Annotated in this window: 17 protein-coding genes; 1 reads left to right on the top strand and 16 read right to left on the bottom strand. The window is 60.1% G+C overall.

Going from position 1 to position 19,937, the window contains the following annotated elements:
• Positions 1-70: 70 nt before the first annotated feature.
• The 7 genes from BD293_RS04660 to dusB all read right to left on the bottom strand — a co-directional run bounded on the left by BD293_RS04660 (position 71) and on the right by dusB (position 10,387).
• Positions 71-1,579, bottom strand: coding sequence for a TrkH family potassium uptake protein (locus tag BD293_RS04660; RefSeq protein ID WP_142080092.1), 1,509 nt, complete (start codon positions 1,577-1,579; stop codon positions 71-73).
• A gap of 35 nt (positions 1,580-1,614) precedes the next feature.
• On the bottom strand, positions 1,615-2,991 hold the full coding sequence (trkA, locus tag BD293_RS04655) for a Trk system potassium transporter TrkA (protein WP_142080091.1): 1,377 nt from the start codon (positions 2,989-2,991) through the stop codon (positions 1,615-1,617).
• 92 nt (positions 2,992-3,083) lie between these two features.
• A complete protein-coding gene (gene ntrX, locus BD293_RS04650) occupies positions 3,084-4,469 on the bottom strand; it encodes a nitrogen assimilation response regulator NtrX (protein ID WP_142080090.1) in 1,386 nt (461 codons plus the stop codon).
• Positions 4,466-6,706 carry a sensor histidine kinase NtrY-like gene (locus BD293_RS04645; protein ID WP_246086211.1) on the bottom strand — a complete coding sequence of 747 codons (2,241 nt, stop codon included), beginning with the start codon at positions 6,704-6,706 and terminating at the stop codon, positions 4,466-4,468. Before BD293_RS04645 ends, ntrX begins: the two co-directional genes overlap by 4 nt.
• 170 nt (positions 6,707-6,876) lie before the next feature.
• On the bottom strand, positions 6,877-8,268 hold the full coding sequence (locus BD293_RS04640) for a response regulator (RefSeq protein WP_142080089.1): 1,392 nt from the start codon (positions 8,266-8,268) through the stop codon (positions 6,877-6,879).
• Positions 8,268-9,362, bottom strand: a complete 1,095-nt coding sequence (locus tag BD293_RS04635; protein WP_142080088.1) for a two-component system sensor histidine kinase NtrB — start codon at positions 9,360-9,362, stop codon at positions 8,268-8,270. The genes BD293_RS04640 and BD293_RS04635 overlap by 1 nt, the downstream gene beginning before the upstream one ends.
• Positions 9,359-10,387 (bottom strand): tRNA dihydrouridine synthase DusB, encoded by a 1,029-nt coding sequence (gene dusB, locus BD293_RS04630; protein ID WP_142080087.1) that lies wholly within the window; start codon positions 10,385-10,387, stop codon positions 9,359-9,361. The genes BD293_RS04635 and dusB overlap by 4 nt, the downstream gene beginning before the upstream one ends.
• A 191-nt stretch (positions 10,388-10,578) precedes the next feature.
• Here dusB and BD293_RS04625 point away from each other — a divergent pair, with 191 nt between their 5' ends.
• Complete coding sequence (locus tag BD293_RS04625; RefSeq protein WP_142080086.1) at positions 10,579-11,730, top strand: bifunctional 2-C-methyl-D-erythritol 4-phosphate cytidylyltransferase/2-C-methyl-D-erythritol 2,4-cyclodiphosphate synthase; 1,152 nt, start codon at positions 10,579-10,581, stop codon at positions 11,728-11,730.
• A gap of 96 nt (positions 11,731-11,826) precedes the next feature.
• Here BD293_RS04625 and BD293_RS04620 read toward each other — a convergent pair whose 3' ends face one another.
• The 9 genes from BD293_RS04620 to BD293_RS04580 form a co-directional block, all read right to left on the bottom strand.
• Positions 11,827-12,336 (bottom strand): MarR family winged helix-turn-helix transcriptional regulator, encoded by a 510-nt coding sequence (locus BD293_RS04620; RefSeq protein WP_142080085.1) that lies wholly within the window; start codon positions 12,334-12,336, stop codon positions 11,827-11,829.
• A 137-nt stretch (positions 12,337-12,473) separates the two neighbouring features.
• Positions 12,474-12,890, bottom strand: coding sequence for a DUF934 domain-containing protein (locus tag BD293_RS04615; protein WP_142080084.1), 417 nt, complete (start codon positions 12,888-12,890; stop codon positions 12,474-12,476).
• On the bottom strand, positions 12,887-13,618 hold the full coding sequence (locus tag BD293_RS04610; RefSeq protein ID WP_142080083.1) for a phosphoadenylyl-sulfate reductase: 732 nt from the start codon (positions 13,616-13,618) through the stop codon (positions 12,887-12,889). Before BD293_RS04610 ends, BD293_RS04615 begins: the two co-directional genes overlap by 4 nt.
• Positions 13,608-15,269, bottom strand: a complete 1,662-nt coding sequence (locus BD293_RS04605; protein WP_142080082.1) for a nitrite/sulfite reductase — start codon at positions 15,267-15,269, stop codon at positions 13,608-13,610. Before BD293_RS04605 ends, BD293_RS04610 begins: the two co-directional genes overlap by 11 nt.
• A 49-nt stretch (positions 15,270-15,318) precedes the next feature.
• Positions 15,319-15,624 (bottom strand): DUF2849 domain-containing protein, encoded by a 306-nt coding sequence (locus BD293_RS04600; protein WP_142080081.1) that lies wholly within the window; start codon positions 15,622-15,624, stop codon positions 15,319-15,321.
• Positions 15,621-17,000, bottom strand: coding sequence for a siroheme synthase CysG (gene cysG / locus BD293_RS04595; protein WP_142080080.1), 1,380 nt, complete (start codon positions 16,998-17,000; stop codon positions 15,621-15,623). The genes BD293_RS04600 and cysG overlap by 4 nt, the downstream gene beginning before the upstream one ends.
• Before the next feature lie 278 nt (positions 17,001-17,278).
• Positions 17,279-18,052, bottom strand: coding sequence for an ABC transporter permease (locus tag BD293_RS04590; protein WP_142080079.1), 774 nt, complete (start codon positions 18,050-18,052; stop codon positions 17,279-17,281).
• Positions 18,049-18,846 (bottom strand): ABC transporter ATP-binding protein, encoded by a 798-nt coding sequence (locus tag BD293_RS04585; RefSeq protein ID WP_142080078.1) that lies wholly within the window; start codon positions 18,844-18,846, stop codon positions 18,049-18,051. Before BD293_RS04585 ends, BD293_RS04590 begins: the two co-directional genes overlap by 4 nt.
• A gap of 53 nt (positions 18,847-18,899) precedes the next feature.
• Complete coding sequence (locus BD293_RS04580) at positions 18,900-19,904, bottom strand: ABC transporter substrate-binding protein (RefSeq protein ID WP_142080077.1); 1,005 nt, start codon at positions 19,902-19,904, stop codon at positions 18,900-18,902.
• Positions 19,905-19,937: the final 33 nt, after the last annotated feature.

The raw sequence follows: 19,937 nt of genomic DNA, 5'->3' as shown, positions 1-19,937 counted from the left end.
TCCAGCCCTGAAACCGGATAAATTGCGGTACAAACGAAATTATATTTCCCGCAAGCAGATATAAGCAAACTCAGCGGCGCCAGAAAACCGACAACAAGAGCAGCAATTCCAGCCGCCCCAGCAGCATGCCAAAGGCCATGACCATCTTGCCAAAATCCCCCAAGCCCGCCCAAAGCAGCGGCTCTTGGCCTGCGATCTGGGCAAGCGGGCCAGTCGTTGTCAGGGCTGCCGCCGCGAAAATCGTGGCATCTTCCAGACTTACCCCGGTCAGCGTCAACAAGGCCGTCAGCGCGGTCAGCGAAAAAATGAACACCATCAGGAACAGCCAGGCCGAAAACGCCCCCTCACGCCGCAGGCTGCGCAGCCGCGCACCATCTCCGCCGACGCTGTCGGGATAGACAAGTTTCGCCACTTCGCGCCGCGCCTGCCAGCCCAAGGCAAAGACGCGCATCAGCTTCAGCCCGCCTGCGGTTGTCGCAACCCCGCCCCCAAAAATGACAAGGCCCAGCAGTACTATCCCCGCCGCGCCCGGAAACACGGCTGAAACCCCGCCGCCCACTTCGCTGATAAACCCAGTGGTGCTGAGAAAAGACAGGCTGGTGAAAAGATGGCCCCAGATCATCGACACATGCCCCCCTATCCCAGAGGGATGCGGCACAAACGCCGCACGCAGGACCAGTGCGGCAAATATCACCAGCAAGATACCACCTGCCAGCAGCAGTTCAGGGTCACGCCAAGGTGCGCCCTGCCCTTGCTGCATCCCGCGTGCACCGGGCCACAGCCTGCGGCTGAGCGCGAGAATCAGAATTGCGGCAATCAGCATCTCGGTGGCAAGCCCGCTCAACGCGCCATCTGGCGCAATCCCGGACGTAGAGAGGGTCGACATGGCAAGCATAAGCGCCACCAGCGGCGGGTTGCCAGCAATCGACAGCGCCACCCATAACATCAGCGTCAACCCGACATAGACCGGTGCTACCACCCCAACCTGATCGGCCATGCGCGACAGGGTCTTGTCGTCAAAGCTTTCATCAATCCGTGTGGGTTGGTGCACCTCGCCCCAGCCAGATGCAGCCCCAACGGCACCAGAACGGTTGCGAAACAATTCGAACCCGCCCAAATTCAGCGGTGCAAGCAGCGCAATCGCAACCACCATCAGGAACAGCCCGCCCCCCCACGCGACAGTCGCGCGCCACAAATGCAGACTGCGCGTCACCTCGCCTTCCAGCACGCTGGCCCCTGTGGTGGTAAAGGCCGACAGCATTTCAAACCACGCATCCAGAAAGCGGATGCCCGGCACTGCCTCGGTCAGGGGGACCGCCATCAGGACCGGCAGGAACAGATAGGCGAAGGTCAGGTAATAGAACGGATGCGCCCCACCTGCGACCACCGCCGCGCCAGAGCGGCTGGCCAGATAAACCAACCCCGTCAGACTGCCCAGCAGCCCCGCAGAATACAGAAACGCGCGCGCAAGTTCATGTTCGCGCAGCGTAAAGCCAACGGCAGCAGGCAGCAGCATCGCCAGTGCCGTGATGCCCATCAGGGCAACAATAATCACGATCCCATGCGATCTGCGCTGCATTGGCGCCTCTCTCTCTCGCTGTTGCGCGCGACGGCTCAGAAGAATTCGACCGCAACTTGCAGCAATTCATCGACCTTCGGCACATCGCCGGTCAGTGAGAAAATCACCACCAGATCGCCTTCGCGCAACACCATGTCACCTGTGGGGCGCAAAAACTCACCCTTGCGCGACACGCCGATCAGCAATGCGCCTTCGGGAAAGGCTATGTCGCGCACGCGGGCATTCGACAGTTGCGACGTGCCCAGAACTTGTGCCTCGATCACCTCGGCCTCTCGGTCGCCCAGCAGATAGACCGAGCGCACCCGCCCATGCCGCACATGCCGCAGGATCGACGACACTGTCAGCGCGCGCGGGTTGATATGTGCGTCAATTCCCATTGCGCCCGCCAGCGACACCATGCCGGGGTCATTGATCAACGAGATGGCCTGAGTGGCCCCCAGCGATTTCGCGCGCACCGCCGCCAGCAGATTGGTGCGGTCGTCATCTGTCAGCAGCAACACCGAGTCGATCTTGCCGATGCCCGCCTCGTCCAGCAGGTTGGCATCCATGCCATCACCATGCAGCACAATCGAGCGCTCCAGTCCGTCAGCCGCCGCCTCGGCGCGGGCGCGGTCACGCTCGATCACCTTGACCCGGACGCGCACCGGCTGGTTTTCCAGCGCGCGGGCCACAGACAGCCCGACATTCCCCCCACCGATGACCAGCACACGTTCCTGACGGGCCGGTGACTTGCCGAACACTTCAAAGGCGCGGGCAACATCGCGCGCGTCGACCAGCACATAGATCTGGTCGCCTGCATATAACTGGTCTTCGGGTTCGGGCGCGAACAACCGCTTGCCGCGCCGTACACCCGCCACCATGATCCGCAAGGTTGGAAACAGGTCTGACAACTGGCGCAAGGAGGTGTTGAGAACAGAGCAATCGGTATCCAGCGCCAGACCGATCAGCAGCGCTTTGCCCTGAAAATATTCCTGCACATCGAAGGCTTCAGGATAGGCCACCCGCTTGAGGGCGGCTTGCGAGACTTCGCGCTCGGGGCTGATGATGACGTCAATCGGCATATGCTCGCGGCGGAACAGGTCGGAATAGCGCGGGTCCAGATAAGATTGTTCGCGCAGCCGCGCGATCTTGCGGGTGACGCCAAAAACCGAATGTGCAACCTGACAGGTGACCATATTCACTTCGTCCGAATATGTGGCGGCGATCACCATGTCGGCGTCGCGCGCGCCTGCCTGTTCCAGAATACCGGGGTGGCTGGCAAAGCCGACGATGCCCTGCACATCCAGCGCATCGGTCGCGCGGCGCACAAGTTCGGGTTTGCTGTCCACAAGCGTGACGTCATTGCGTTCACTCGACAGATGGCGCGCGATCTGCCAGCCGACCTGCCCCGCACCGCAAACAATGACCTTCATGGCGCATTCGCTCCTTCAAATGGCGACGCATCTGGCGTGTCATGTGTCAGCATGGCGGCGCATGTTCAAGCCCATGATGCGCAGCCACGCTGTCAGCCCTTCATCTCGGACAATTTCGCAGTATTCACCCCAAGGGATTTCAGTTTGCGGTGCAAGGCCGAGCGCTCCATGCCCACAAATGACGCAGTCCGGCTGATATTGCCCCCGAACCGCTTGATCTGCGACAACAAGTATTCGCGCTCGAACAACTCGCGCGCTTCGCGCAGGGGCAAGGTCGTCAGACTGCCCGACAGCACCAGTTTGGGCTCATTCTCATCGCCCTCGCCCGGCACCTCTGATTGCAGGTCACGAATGTCGATGGCGCGTCCAGCGTCGCCCAGAATCATCGCCCGCTCGATCACATTGCGCAGCTGGCGAATGTTTCCGGGCCAGCGCATGGCTTGCAGATGCGCGCGTGCGGCGTCGGACAAGCTGCGCTTTGCAAGGCCCTGCGTGCGGTGCAACTCGTCAAGGAAATGCTCGGCCAGCAAGGGGATGTCCTCACGACGGTCTTCCAGACCGGGCACGGGGATCGGCACTACGCTGAGGCGGTCAAACAATTCCTGCCGGAACAGACCATCGCGCACGCGCTGGGACAAATCCTGACTGGTCGCACTCATGACGCGCAGATCAACGCGCACCTTATCCGCGCCACCCACGCGGGTGAATTGCTGCTCGACCAAGACCCGCAGGATCTTGGATTGCGTGCCCATCGGCATGTCGGCCACTTCGTCAAGATAGACCACACCGCCATGCGCCTGCTCCAGAAGGCCCGGCTCGACCCCGCGCTCGGGGCTTTCGCGGCCAAACAGCACTTCTTCCATACGCTCCGGCTCGATCGTGGCGGCAGATACGCAGACAAAGGGGCATGAGGCGCGGTCGGAATGTTCATGCACGAAGCGCGCAGCCGCTTCCTTGCCACTGCCCGCAGGGCCGGTCAGCATGATCCTTGCGTTCGAGCTGGTCACTTTTTCAAGCTGCGCATACATGGCGCGGTAAGCGTGGCTTTCCCCCAGCATCTGGGCGCTGTTGGTATCACGCCGCCGCAAGACCAAGTTCTCGCGCCGCAGGCGCGACGCTTCCATTGCGCGGCTGATGACCACCATCAGCTTGTCAATGTTGAAGGGTTTTTCAATGAAATCATAGGCCCCCTGCTTGATCGCAGCGACCGCAATTTCGACATTGCCGTGGCCCGAAATGATGACGATGGGAATATCGGGATTAGAGCGTTTGACCGTCATCAGAATGTCGATACCGTCCATCTTGCTGTCTTTCAGCCAGATATCGAGCACCATCAGCGCGGGCGGGTTGGCGTTGACCTCGGCCATGGCGTCATCCGAATTGGCGGCACGCCGGGTGGTGAACCCCTCATCCTCCAGAATATCAGAGATCAACTCGCGGATATCGCGCTCATCATCAACAATCAGAATGTCACTCATGCGTCACTACTCGCTAATTTGCTCATGTCTTCCTCGGTCATCTGTTGGGGTGTCAGGCGTGGCAGACGAATAACTGCCATCGCACCGGCATGGGTGTCGCCGTCAAACATTTCCGCATCTTCCAGCCGCAACGTGCCGCCATGTTCCTCGATAATCTTGCGCACAATAGACAGGCCCAGTCCGGTGCCCGCCGCGCGCGTCGTCACATAAGGTTCAAACAGTCGCGAGCGATCCTCGGGCAGCCCGACCCCGTTTTCGGATATGGTGATCCGCAATTCGCTCTCGAACGCCTCGAAACTCAATCGTATCTCTGGAACGAACTTTCCCGCACCCTCATTTTCCATACGCGTTTCAATAGCTTCACCTGCATTCTTAATCAAGTTTGTGAAGGCTTGGGCCATCATCGTGTCGTCCACTTCAACGATGACAGCTTCGGCGGGCAAGTCGGTCTGAAAACGCACATCGGGCTGGCCGCTTTCTTGCAGCAGCGCACAATCGCGCAGAATGGCGGCCAGATCATGCGGGCGCCGGTCAGGTTCGGGCATACGGGCAAACCGTGAAAATTCATCAACAATGCGGCGCAAGTCATTGGTTTGGCGCACAATTACAGATGTAAGTTGCGACAGGCTATCGGCATCGGCCCCTTCCAGCTTGCGCGAAAACTTCCGCTCGATCCGTTCGGCGGAAAGCTGGATGGGCGTCAGCGGGTTCTTAATTTCATGTGCGATCCGCCGCGCCACATCGCCCCATGCGGCCATGCGCTGCGCCGAGACCAGCTCGCTCACATCATCGAACGCCACCACATAGCCTTCCAACTGGCCATCGCTGCGCCGCCGCTCGGCCATGCGCACCAGCAATGTCTCCAGCCGCCCCGACCTTGAAATCCTGAGTTCTTCCTGAACGCGGCCCAGATTGGCCGGGGTGGTGCGCAAACGCTCCAGAAGCGGGGCAAACTCTGGCACGACCTGATCCAAGGGCACGGTCGGGCTGGTCATTGCCTCCAACTCCAGCATCGTGACTGCGGCACGGTTGATAAATTCGACATGCCCTTCTGCGTCCAGCCCGACGACCCCTGCCGTCACCGACCCCAGAACGGAATCGAACAACCGCCTGCGCGCCTCGATCTGGCGGTTGTTTTCCAGCAAGGTTTCGCGCTGCCCCTTTAACTGATGCGTCATCTGGTTAAAGACGCGGCCCAGCAAGGCTATTTCGTCATCATCGCGCGCCACCTCAACCTGAACATCCAGATCACCACTGCCCACCTGCTCGGCCGCCTGCGCCAACCGGCCCACAGGGCGGGACAGCCGTTCTGCAAAATTCAGGCCCAACCAGATGGACCCAAGAATCAGGATCAAGGCAAAGCCCAGATAAAGCGCGCCGAATTGAAACAACAAGCGCCCCCGTTCGCGTTCAAGCTGTTGATAGAATGCGACAGTTTCTCGGGTTTCATCCAGCAGGCTGAGAATGGCACCATCCACCTCTCGGGCGACATAAAGATACCGGTCGAAATGGTTGTCCAACGCCACAATGGCGCGAAACTCATTGTTGGGCCAGTCGCGGATCACGACAATCCCATCCTGCGCCTGCGCGATATCTTCTGGCGAAAGGGGGGTGAAATTGAACCTGAAGGAACGCTCTCCACGGGCACGTATCTCCCCCTCGCCATCGACGATAAAGGCCACGCGCAGCCCGCGCTGGATTTGCGCCTGTGCTTCGGACAACAGGCTGCGCAACTCGCCATCCTCGATCAGGGGGAACACACGGCGCACAGTTTCCAGATAGGCGGCCAATTCGCGCGTATCGGTGCGCAGATCGCGCTCCTGCTCGAACTGATAGGCTTCGGCTGCGGCCATAGAGTTCCCGACCACGCGCTGCACCCTGTCCGAAAACCACCCTTCCAGCCCCACATTCAATGTCAGAACGGCAAAGACGGCCACAGTGACCGTTGGCACCAAGGCGATGGTGGCAAACAAGGTCGACAAGCGAAAATGCAGCCGCGACCCTGCCGAGTCAGAACGCCGCGCAGACACCAGCCGCGCCACACGAATGGCGACCAAAGCGGCAATAATCAGAACATAAACAAGGTCTGCCAGCAGCACCAGCAACAGGCTGCGCGAATCAAACACCTGCCCCATCGGACCCAGCGCCATGAGTGTCAGAAACACCAACAGCGGCCCCAGCAGCACCAGCACCAACGCCAGTCTGTTGGACAAGCGCCCATCACCTGATCTTATCATCGCCGCCTTCAGCATCGGCGAACTGGTCCCATTAACACGCGCCACCCCCTCGACCAGCATCTCGTAACTTCAAGGGACGTGCCCCGCTGCCCGTGATACAATGAGGCGAGCTTGCCACATGACCTGTGGTAATTCTACATCAAATCACACATTCTTGCTTTGGGCGTCTGTCAGGTCAGCTTGCGCCGACGCGAGACGGGAATATCCAACTCTGTGATCTTCTTGCGCAAGGTGTTGCGGTTGATGCCCAGCAGGTCGGCACATCGCGCCTGATTGCCCCCGGTTGCATCGAGCGCAAGTTCGATCAGCGGGGTTTCCATTTCACGCAAGATTCGCCCATACAATCCGGGTGGTGGCAAATCCTGTCCATGCAGGTCGAAATATCTGCGCAGGTGGCGTGCCACCGACTCGGACAATGTCTCATCGGTGAACCGCTCGCCCACGGACACAGCACTTGGCTGGCTGTGCAGCGCGCCCTCAATCTCGGTGCGCGCGATGATCGGGTCGGCGCTGGTCAATCCAAGGCGGCGCAAGGTGTTTTGTAATTGCCGCACATTGCCGGGCCACGAATACAGCCGCACAACTTCCATCGCCTCGGGGGACAGGGTGCGCAGGGTCGCACCTTCGTCCGCTGCCTGTGACAGGAAATGGCGCGACAACGGCTCCAGATCGTCGATGCGTTCGCGCAGTGTCGGCACATTCAGCACAACCCCGCCAAGGCGGTAATACAGGTCTTCGCGCAATCCCCCTTCGGCAAGCGCGCGCGTCAGGTTGCCCTGTGCAGTTGCCATGACGCGCGGCCCGTCTTCGGGCAAAGCATCCAGCAGGCGCGCGGCGCGCAGTTGCGCATCGGTGTCATAAGACAGGATTTCATCAAACAGCAACGTGCCGCCGCGCACCCGCGACAACAGAACCTGCGCCCCGTCAAAGGTGTTCAGATCCTCACCAGTAGCGGCCACAAAGGGCTGGTTGCGCCGGTCAGACAGGTCATGCAGCGTGCACGCAATCAGCGATTTGCCGGTGCCCGATTCCCCAAGGATCAGCACAGGCATGGCGGAATTGATGACCCGCGCGATCAGCCGATACAATTCCTGCATGACCGGCGTGCGCCCGACGAGCGGCATACTGTCCATACTCAGCATGTCGCCGCGCGGTGCCGGACTTGGCCGCGTCGGCACCTCTGTGGACGCGACGCGGCGGCGGTTTTTCATCGCCGCCCCTGCCCGCTTCAGCAGATCAGGCAGATCAAAAGGCTTGGGCAAGTAGTCATGCGCTTCGACCTCATTGGCCTGAATGGCGGTCATGATCGTGTTTTGCGCCGAGATCACGATGACAGGCAAATCCGGGCGTTCCTGACTGATTTTCGGGATCATCTCGATCCCGTTGCCATCCGGCATCATGACATCTGTGATGACCAGATCACCACGCCCTTCTTCCACCCAGCGCATCAGCGTGGTCAGGCTGGAGGTGGCATGCACCTTGCAGCCCGCACGCGTCAGCGCCTGTGTCAACACGGTTCGAATCGTGCGATCGTCATCTGCCACCAGAACTGTGCCGTCCATCAGCGACTCTCCTTGTTGTCAGTCATCTTGGGCGCTCGGGGTAGTGAAATTCTGAACACGGTACGGCCGGGTTTGCTGTCGACAGACACCCAGCCATCATGAGCCGCGATGATTTTTGACACCAGCGCCAGCCCCAAACCGGTGCCGTTTTCACGGCCCGAGACGAAGGGATCAAAAACTTCATCCACGATATCGGCAGGCAGGCCGGGGCCATCGTCGATGATCTCGACATGGATCGGCAAGGCGACATCCTGCCCACCGGCCCCGCGTAACCGCAGGGATTGCTCGAAAAACGTCTTGATGCGAATGCGCCCGCCCATCAGCTGCGCTTGTGCCGCATTTTTCAACAGGTTCAAAAACACCTGCAATAACTGATCAGCATCGGCCCAGACCGACGGCAATGACGGATCATAGGCATCGCGGATTTGCATATGCGCGGCAAAGCCCACTTCGGCGGACCGGCGCGCGCGTTCCAGCACATCATGAATATTGACCGCGCGACATTCGGGCGGGCGCTGGTTGCCGAATTGCTCGACCTGATCCAGCAGTTTGACGACGCGCTGCGACTCCGCCACGATAAGGTCGGTAAGCGCGCGATCCTCGCCGCTCAGGCCCATGGACAAAAGCTGTGCGGCCCCCGTAATGCCCGCAAGCGGGTTCTTGATCTCATGCGCCAGCATCTGCGACATGCCAATGGCCGAGCGCGCGGCATGGCGAATGCCATCTGCCTTGCCCAGCTTGCCCGCAATCTCGCGCGGGGTCATCAGCATCAGCACAAGATCGCCCTGATCCCCCAGTAGTGCGAGTTGGATCGCGCAATGCACACTCGGACGCTCACCTTGGGTGACCGGGGCGTCATTGATGAAAACTGGCGCGCGGTTCTCGCGGCAGCGTTGCAGGGCTGTCTCGATGGGTGCGTCAATCTGAACGATTCGCGCCAAAGGACAATCCAGAACCGAGCGGCGCGACAGGCTGAGGAATTGCTCTGCTGCGGGGTTGCAATCGGCGATGCATTCCACCCCGTTTTTTTGTCCAATCATCAATGCAGGTACGGGCAAGGCCGACCAGATCGTTCCAGTGGCGGGCGGCGTCATGCGGCGCGCTCCACATCTGGCAGCGGGGACAAGGCATCGGGCAGCAGGCGCAGCACCTCTGCCGGGTCCGTCGCAGTCTGAAGTTTCTGACGCAGCGCCACAGCCCCCCCCGCCGCATCAATATACCAGCCAAGATGCTTGCGTGCGGTTTTGACGCCAAGATCACGGCCATAGAATGACAAGATCGCCTCGTAATGGGCACTGACCAAGGCCACCAGATCCGCGCCAACCGGCACCTTGGGCGCGGGCGTGCCAAACAACTCAGCCGCGACCTGCGCCAGCAACCAAGGCCGCCCCTGCGCGCCACGTCCGATCATGACACCGGCAGCGCCGGATTGGGCCAGTGCCATACGCGCCGCTGCAACCGAAGTGATATCGCCATTGGCAATGACCGGAACCGGGCAGGCCCGCACCACATCTGCGATCGCCGCCCAGTCCGCCTGCCCCTTGTAGAACTGACAGCGCGTGCGGCCATGAATCGTGACCATCCGCACCCCTGCCCCGGCTGCGCGCTGCGCCAAGGCAGCCGCGTTCAGGCAATCGTCATCCCAGCCCAGTCGCGTCTTGAGTGTGACCGGCACCGCCACTGCACGTACCACAGCCTCGATCAGGCGCAGGGCATGATCGGGTTCACGCATCAACGCAGAGCCAGACATGCCGCCCACGACCTTCTTGGCCGGACAGCCCATGTTGATGTCAATGATTTCGGCACCGCTTCCCACGGCCATGCGCGCGGCTTCGGCCATCCAATATGCGTCGCGCCCGGCGAGTTGCACTGCGGTGCGCACCTCGCCCAGACCCAATTCGGCCCGTGCCTTTGCGCGCATGGAGGGTTTGGCCTGCACCATCTCTTGACTGGCAACCATTTCCGACACCACCAGCCCCGCCCCGAAACTGGCCACCACGCGGCGAAACGGCAGATCCGTGATGCCCGCGAGCGGCGCCAACAGCACAGCCGGATCAATTGCCAGTTCGGCCAATGGCCTGCTGGTCTGTGCCTGATGGGTCTTGAGGTCGTCGTGCATTGCGCTGCCCTGCATCCTTGTGTGATTTGTCCTAGCCCCGCCGTGCAGCAGAAGCAAACCCGATCACCAGACAATTGGCGAGAATTTCATCAAACGATTAAATATTGTGCATATTCTTGAGGCAATCGCGCGGATTGTCAGCACGGCCTGCTTTGGCCTATAGCAAGGGCTTGATCAAGGAAGGGCTTTGGATGCGCCAGCATATTGCAGCAATCATTGTCGCGGCAGGACGCGGGACGCGCGCAGGCACAGGCGTGCCAAAACAATGGCGCATGCTGGCAGGACGCATCGTTCTGGCCCACACGCTGGACGCGTTCAGGCAGGCCGGGGTCACGCGGCTTGTGGTCGTGGTGCATCCCGATGATCTGGACAAGGCCGACACCTTGCGCGCGCCCGATGTTGCGATTGTCCTCGGCGGGGACACGCGGACGGCTTCGGTGCGTGCAGCGCTGGAAGCGTTGGAGGGTGACGCGCCGCGGCATGTGCTTATTCATGACGGCGCGCGCCCGCTTCTCAGCCCCACCGTTATCGGCGACGTGTGCGCAGCACTCGATCACGCTGTTGCAGCCGCGCCTGCGCTGCCGGTCGTGGACGCATTGTGGCGGGGGGAAAACGGGCAGGTTGCTGCTGCGGTTTCGCGCGCCGATCTGTTCCGCGCGCAGACACCGCAGGGTTTTGAATTCAGGGCAATTCTGGCGGCGCACCGCGCCCATCTGGGCGACGCCGCGGATGATGTCGAGATTGCCCGCGCCGCCGGAATTGAAACGCGCATCACACAAGGCGCAGACGATAATCTGAAGCTGACCTATCAAACGGATTTCGACCGCGCAGAGCGTCTGATCGCGGCAAGACGGAGAGATGACATGGATATTCGGCTGGGCAATGGCTTTGATGTGCACCGCTTTGGGCCGGGCAAAGGGTGCTGGCTGTGCGGTGTTCTTGTGCCGCACGAGCGCGCCTTGCAGGGGCATTCCGATGCCGATGTGGGCATGCATGCGCTGAGTGATGCCATTTACGGCGCATTGGCCGAGGGCGATATCGGACGGCATTTCCCCCCCAGTGACCCGCAGTGGAAAGGCGCGGAAAGCCATATCTTCCTGCGCCATGCAGTCGGCCTGATGCACGCGCGCGGGTATCGGCTGAACAATTGCGATGTAACCTTGATCTGCGAGCGCCCCAAGATCGGGCCGCATGCCGCAGCAATGCAGGCGGCCCTCGCTGCGATCATGGGCTGCGATATGGGCCAGATCAGCGTCAAGGCCACAACGTCTGAACGTCTGGGCTTCACCGGACGCGAGGAAGGGATTGCGGCCATCGCCACGGCCTGCCTCAGCCGCGGCTGACATTGGCCAATTCTGAAAAACGATTTCACAATGTCGCCCGGTGCCGCGATGTTCGCCAAGATACCGGTCAACCGCCCAGCTTGGGGCCAGATGCGATCAGTAAATATATCTGATCTGGTCGCCCCAATACCGCTCCATGCGTTTAAGGGTGCGCGCAACCGTATCAAGCGCGCCGAAATCAACGATCTTGTCTTGTTGCATGGTCTGCGCATGGCGGGCGAACATATCCGACAGCTTGCTGCGGATCGCCTGCCCTTTCGGGGTCAGCCGCACGCGGACCGAGCGCTTGTCCACCGCAGAGCGTTGGTGGTGCATATAGCCCATTTCCACAAGTTTCTTGAGGTTATAGGACACGTTCGAGCCCTGATAATACCCGCGCGATTTCAGTTCACCTGCTGTGACTTCATTGTCGCCGATATTGAACAGCAACAGCGCCTGCACCGGATTGATCGTCACAACACCAAGGCGCTCGAACTCGTCCTTGATGACATCGAGCATCAGGCGATGAAGGCGTTCCAGCATCGCAAGATTATCGACATAGCGTGACAAAAACTCCTTTCGAAGCGATGGCCCGAACTCTTGCTGAATACTCACAAACAACTCCATCCTTGTGCAGTGACACCGTAAACTGTCAGCAAAAGGCAAAAACTAAGTTAAGAAATCGGCGTTATTTGTGATTATTCCGCATATCCAGACAGGGTCACGCGCAACTGGTGCGCGTGATCTTAGCAACTACAACTCTCTCACATCAACCGCTGCTGATAATGCGGCGCGGCCCAATCGCTGCGAGATTGCCATTCAGACTGCGGCTGACGCTGCGCCAGCGCGTTGGGGATTTCCACCTCGTCAAAGCCGGAGCGCCGCGCCATTGCGTATTGGTCAGAAATCACATGCCCCCGCGCGCGCAACCGGCCCGTGAACCCCATGCGCCGCAACTGGCGCGCGAGTGTAAAGCCGCGCCCATCCGAGAATGATGGAAAATCGACCCGGATAAAGGAAATACCGTCCAGTCGCCCCTCCAGCGATTCGGGCGCAACATCGGAGGGCAGGTCCAGCGCCTGCGGCGGTGCATCGGGGTCTGCATCAAATTCCTCCAGCGGGGTAAACCCTGCCGTCCAGTCATCAGGCGCGAAACCTGTATCCGTGACGATTGTGGTCATGCTGCGTCCTCTCGTCTGAGTGGCTGCGCCATCCCCCCGGTGAAGTGGATGCCGCATTCGGTTTTCTCGGAGCCGCGCCAGCGCCCCGCACGCGGGTCTTCGCCAGTGTTCACGCGCGAGGTGCAGGGCGCGCAGCCAATGGATGGATAGCCCTGCGCCACAAGCGGGTGGCGGGGCAGATCATGCGCATCCAGATAGGCGGCAATCGCAGGCGCATCCCAATCGGCCAACGGGTTCAGGCGGATGCGCCCTGTTGCAGGTTCGACTTCGGCGCGCTGTAGCGAGGCGCGCGTATCGGCCTGATGGCGCTTGCGTCCGGTGATCCAGCCGTCATAGCCCGCCAGCGCACGGGTCAGCGGCTCGGATTTGCGCAACTGGCAGCAGGATTCCGTATCGCTGCGGTGCAACAGACCATCAGGGTCGCGCACGAACAACGCCTCTCGATCGGGGGTAAGGGTCTGGACATTGCGCAGCCCCAGATGCGTGGCAAGGTCGCGCTGATAGGCGACAGTTTCGGGAAACAGCGCCAGCGTGTCGATAAACAGCACCGGCAAGGCGCGGTCAATCTGCGCGATCATGTGCAATAGCACAGCCGAATCTGCCCCGAAGGATGACACCATCGCCACACGGTCAAGCTGCGCAATTCCAGCCTTCAGAAACTCTTGTGCCGGGGTCGCGCGCTGCCGCGCGATAAGTCCGGCTACAATGGCTTGCGGATCAGGCTGCATCTGCCCGCCCTCCTGTCTGATAAAGCGCGTCCTTGAACGGCTTTGGCCCAAGACGCCGGAACGCCGCGATAAAGCTTTCCTGTGCATCAACACGCAGGTCCAGATAGGCGCAGATCAGCCGGTCTATGGCCGGGACAATCTGGTCATAGGCAAAGCCCGGCCCCGCCCGCTCTCCCAGAGCGGCGGTTTCAGTCCCATCACCGCCGAGCGTGATCTGATAGTTTTCAACCCCAGCCCGGTCCAGACCAAGAATGCCGATATGCCCGACATGATGATGCCCGCAGGCATTGATGCAGCCTGAAATCTTTATCTTCATCGCACCGATATCCAACTCGCGCGCGCGGAACGCTTGCGCGATTTCCTGCGCCACCGGAATCGACCGCGCAGTTGCCAGCGCGCAATAATCCATGCCGGGGCACGCGATGATGTCCGAGATCAGGCCGATATTGGCCGTGGCCAGCCCCGCCGATTGCAACGCGGCATGAATATGGGGCAGATCAGATTTGTGCACATGCGGCAGAATGACATTCTGCTCGTGGCTGATGCGCAATTCATCATGGCCGTATTGCGCCGCCAGATCGGCCATCAGGCGCATCTGCTCGGCGGTCGCATCACCGGGTGTTGCGCCATGGGCCTTGAGGCTGATCGTGACGATGGCGTAATCGGGGTGGCGATGCGCTGCAAGATTGGTGTCCGCGAAAGACCGGAACACCGGATCGTGCCGATAGGCGACGTCATACCCTTCTGTCGGCGCAGTGCGAAAGGCGGGCGGGGCAAAGCTTTCGCGCAGATCGCGCAGGATTGCTCGATCCGCCCCCGACCACTCGGCGCGCAAGGTCGCAAAACGGCGGTCAACACGGGCGCGAACTTCGTCCAGCCCCAGTTCATTCACCATGATCTTGATGCGCGCCTTGTACTTGTTATCGCGCCGCCCAAAGCTGTTATAGGTGCTCAGGATCGCTTCGATATAGGGCAACAGATCTTGTTCTGGCACAAAGTCAGAAATCACCTTGCCAATAACCGGCGTGCGCCCCAACCCGCCGCCGACAATGACTTCAAACCCTTGCGCATCGCCCTGACGGACCATGCGCAGACCAATATCATGCGCGCGCGTCACCGCGCGGTCATTGGGGCTGCCAGTGATGGCAATCTTGAACTTGCGCGGCAGGAACTGGAATTCGGGGTGATCGGTGGACCATTGGCGCAGCAACTCGGCCACAGGGCGCGGGTCGGCAATCTCATCCGCGCTCGCCCCGGCGAAATGGTCTGCGGTCACGTTACGCACGCAATTCCCTGATGTCTGGATAGCGTGCATGCCCACCTCTGCCAGTGCATCCAGCATATCGGGCACATCGCGCAGGCGCGGCCAATTGAACTGGATATTCTGGCGCGTGGTGAAATGGCCGTAACCTTTGTCCCAACGCTCGGAAATATCCGCAAGCTGGCGCATCTGGGCAGAGTTCAGCGTGCCGTAAGGGATAGCCACGCGCAGCATATAGGCGTGCAGTTGCAGATAGAGACCGTTCATCAAGCGCAAAGGCTTGAATTCATCTTCGGTCAGCGCACCGGATATGCGCCGCTCGACCTGCGCGCGAAATTGGGCGTTGCGGGTTTTCAGAAAGTCGTGGTCGAATTCGGAATAGGTATACATGGCAAGCGATCCTTGGGGCTGTGTGGCAGTTGGCGGTGTGTGAACAAGGTCAACACATGCCCATCGGCTGTTTGCCATGTCGGTAATTGGACGGACCGCGCGCGCGAAACGCCTCGCGGAAATGGGCGGGTTCCGGGCCATTGAGGCCAGAATGCGCAAGTGCCAGATAAGGGCCGACAAAGCGTTCTGGCTGTGCCTGCGCGGCGGCAAGCGCCTCTGCGGCTTCTTGCTGGTCGGTGAAAAGCAGCGCGTCGGTATGCTGGCGCGACCAATCGCCGGTTGCTGTAAAATACACTACATCCCCCTCAAACAGGTCATTGGCAGTCAATACCGAGGGAGCGAAATCGCGGCTCATTGGGCAACCTCCTGCAAGCTGAGGGTCTGGTGTGCCTGCCTTGGCGCAAGGCCCAGCAAGATGACGGCAGGGCCTTCGAGCTGCGCGGCCATTTGCGGCAAGCTCGCCAGTGTTGCAGACACAATTTGCTGGTCAGGACGCGACGCATTCTCGACCAGCGCGACGGGGGTATCGGGTGCGGCACCATGCATCAAAAGCCGCCCCTGCACGAACCGCGCCGCGCGCTTGCCCATATAGATGGCAGTTACGGCACCGGGTGCGGCAAGGCCGGCCCAATCCTGATCTGCGTAGCCCTTCATGTCATGGGCAGTGACCAGCCGCAGGGACCGGTTGCGCCCGCGCGATGTCAGGCTTTGACCAATGCTGGCCGCAGCACTGGACGCAGAGGTCACGCCCGGCACGACCTGCCACGGAATGCCCGCACCATCCAACGCTTCGGTTTCTTCATCCAGACGACCAAAGACCGACGCATCGCCGCCCTTCAGGCGCACAACATGCGCGCCCTGCCCTGCATGCTCAATCATCAGGTCATGAATATCTGGCTGGGGTGTCGACGGACCAAACCCTTGCTTGCCAACCGAGATGATCAGCGCTTCGCGGCGCGCGAGTTCCAGAATTTCAGGTGTGACCAGCCGGTCATGAATCACCACATCCGCGCGGTCCAGAAGTTTGCGCGCTTTCAGCGTCATCAATTCAGGATCGCCCGGACCAGCGCTGACGAAATCGACATGGCCTTTCGGGGCGGACTGGACAAGATGCTGCGCCAAGAGCTTATCGAGCGCTTGCGAAACGCTATGTGCGCCCCCTTGGGCATATGCGCGCGGGCCTGCCTCGTTATAATAGGCTGCCCAGAATGCACGACGGCGCGCCCCCTGAGGCAAGGCATCGGCCATTTTGCGAAACGCCTTGCCAATCCGCGCCAGCGACCCAAGGCTTGCGGGTAGCGTGTCTTCGAGCTGCGCCTTGATCTTGCGGGCAAGCACGGGGGCAGCCCCTTCGGTGCCGATGGCAACGACAACCGGGTCACGGTCCACAATCGCAGGGGTGATGAAATCGCTCGCGTCCAGATTATCGACGACATTGACCAGCGCGCCCGCATCATGGCCCAGCCGCGCGATACGCGCATCTTCGCCCGCGTCGCCAGTTGCCGCATAAACCAGACGCGCGCCGCCCAAGTCGCAGGCCAGCACAGGGCGGTTCACAAGCGTGACACGCGGCGCAAGCGCCTTGATCTCTGGCTCGATGTGAGCGGCGCAAACGGTTATAGTGGCTTGGGTCTTGAGCAGCAGGCGCAGCTTGGCCAGCGCGATTTCACCACCGCCACCGATGACGACATGCGCGCGCGCAAGGTCAAGGAAAATTGGAAAATGCTGCATGGAGCGACTCCTTACACTCTTGCATCATTATAGAATAATATCCCGCTTAATTGCCATAACGCGCACCATATAAGAAATTTGGACTATTCCTGCACCCTATATCGGAAATAAATCACCCTTCACGCAGATAATGAAAACATCTGCGCCTACAATCCAGCACAGGCAGGAGTTCTGTTTTGCCAACCCCACACCCGCAAACGCCAATTGCCCCGCAGGCAAACCAAAAGACCCCGGAAAACTTCCGGGGCCTTTTGGCAGAGTATCATATAAGGGTCGCGTCAGCCCGGCGCGCGCTCGGCCCAGCCTGCAAAGATTTTCTCCAGTGCCACGACGATGTAATACAGAACGATCCCAAGGAACGCCAAGGCGATCAAGACTGCGAACATCAGCGGGAAATCGGAATTGGTGCGCCCGCTGTCAAACAATGCGCCCAAGCCCCGCCCATGCGGGCTGACAATCTCCATCAGGTTGGTGCCGATAAAGGCCAGTGTCACCGCCACTTTCAACGCACCAAAAAATTCCGGCAACGTCTTTGGCAGCGCGATCTTCCAGAAAATCGTCGCCTGAGACGCCCCGAGCGAGCGCAGAATATCACGATACTCTGGCTCCAGAGTGGACAGCCCGATCGAGACGGACACCGCAATGGGGAAGAACGAGATCATGAAGGCCAGCAGCACCGTGTTGAAATCATGCTGCCCTACGAACATCAGCGCCACGATGGGCACGACGGTTGCCTTGGGAATGGCGTTGAACCCCACCAGCAGCGGATAAAGCGCATCGCGCATCAGCCGCGAAAAGCCCATGATCATGCCCAGAAGTGTGCCGAACAAAACGGCCAGAAACAGCCCCAGCACAGTGCGCCACAAAGTCTGCCAGCCCATCGTCAGGAACAAATCCCAGTGCCGCTCATAGGCAGGGGGCAGATCAGACGGGGCCGCCATCTTGAATTTGGGCCAGCCATTCACCCAGACCAGCCATTCCCAGAACAACAGAAACACGACGACCGCGATCAGGGGCACGCCAATACCACGCACTGTTTTCCAAACGGTCATGCGCGCGCTTCCTCTGCCGGGGCGCGCCCTTGCGCGATTTGAATCTGGTGGCGCAAGATATTCAACTGCTCTGCCGCTTCGGGCGTATAGAGATCGTCCAGCGTGCGCGGGCCATTCGACGGGATATCCAGCACATATTGCGTGCGCGCCGGACGCCCCGACAGCACCACGACCTGATCGGCCAGAAAGATCGACTCGCGCAGATCATGCGTGATCAGCACGGCGGTAAACGGTTCACGTTCCTTGACGCGGTGCATGGTCTGCCACAAATCCTCGCGGGTGAAGGCATCAAGCGCGCCGAACGGCTCGTCAAGGATCAGAACATCGGGTTGGTGGATCAGCGCGCGGCACAGCGAGGCACGCTGACGCATACCGCCCGACAATTCCGAGGGGCGCTTGTCTTCAAACCCTTCAAGCCCCACCAAGGACAACAAGAAGCGCGCACGCTCCTCTGCCTGTTTTTTCGACAATTTGGTAGGCACGATTTCCAGCGGCAGCAGCACGTTTTTCAATATCGTGCGCCATTCCAGCAAAACCGGATTCTGGAACGCCATGCCCACAGTCGCGCGTGGCCCCTTAACACGTTCGCCATGCAGCCAGACTTCGCCCTCGTCAGGCTTCATCAGCCCGGCGATCAGGCGTGTCAGTGTGGACTTGCCACACCCGGAGGGGCCGACCACAGCGACAAAGCCACCTTCAGGCACCGACACATCCAATCCGTCAAGCACAGGCAGCGGCCCGGCATCGGTGCGATAAGCGTGCCGCACACCCTTTATTTCAATAAGATTTTGCATTCTGTCCCCGCGCAAAAAAACCAGCGCCACAAGGGCGCTGGTTCGTATCAGCCTTAGTCCAGCTTGAAGCCACCCTCTGGCAGGAAGGCATCTGTAAAATACAGGCTTGCGTCAGGTTCTGTCTGATACTCGTAAGTCAGCTTGATCTGCTCGATTGAGTTGGCGAAACGGTCATTGTCGATAATGCCCATCCCGTTTTCCATGACCCAGTCTGTCACGACCGAATCTTCTAGCGCCAGTTCAAGGCGGCGCAACTCCAACTCACCATCCATCGCAGGGTTGCGGCTGACAAGGCTTTCAATCGCTGTGGCAGGATCGGCGATTGTGTCGACCCATCCTTTTGCAACGGCTTCCAGAAATGCCGAGACTGCATCAGGGTTTTCTTCTGCAAAATCAGTGTTTACGATGACGACATTGCCATAAAGATCAACGCCGTGATCTGCCATCAGGATAACAGTCAGGTCATCCTCTGGCACGCCAAGACGCGCGGTGCTGAGGAACGACGTGAAGCTGAACCCCGTTACAGCATCGACGGTGCCTTCGGCCAGCGACGGCTCTCGTGTGGGGAAGCCGACGGGTTCGATTGTGACAAGACTTGCATCAATGCCGGTTTCCGCCACAAAGATCGGCCATTGTGCGAACGCCCCATCGGGGGGCGGCGCGCCCAGAATACGGCCTTCCAGATCAGAGGGTGCCTCGATCCCAAGCGATTTACGACCAACAATCGCAAATGGCGGCTTGTCATAGACCATCATCGCGCCGATTACGGGCGCGTCAGGGTTCTGGTCAAGGAACTTGATCAGGCTGTTAATATCCGCGAAACCAACTGGAAACGCCCCGGTTGCTACTTTTGGGATTGCATCAAGGCTGCCTTGTCCGGCGGTCACTTCGACCTCCAGCCCGGCATCTGCGAAATAGCCCTTGTCGATGGCGACAAAATAGGGCGCGGACGGCCCTTCAAAGCGCCAGTCCAATGCGAATGGCATTGAGGTCTGGGCATGGGCAGACACTGCAAGGGCACTCAGGCCGATTGCAGCAAGCATTGGACGATAAAGCATTAAGATCCCTCCTGTTGGACTTACACATTACGG

The sequence above is a fragment of the Roseinatronobacter monicus genome, assembly GCF_006716865.1.
Classification (GTDB): domain Bacteria; phylum Pseudomonadota; class Alphaproteobacteria; order Rhodobacterales; family Rhodobacteraceae; genus Roseinatronobacter; species Roseinatronobacter monicus.
The sequence above is the reverse complement of the archived record's forward strand: the minus strand, read 5'-3'. Positions and strand labels throughout refer to the sequence as shown.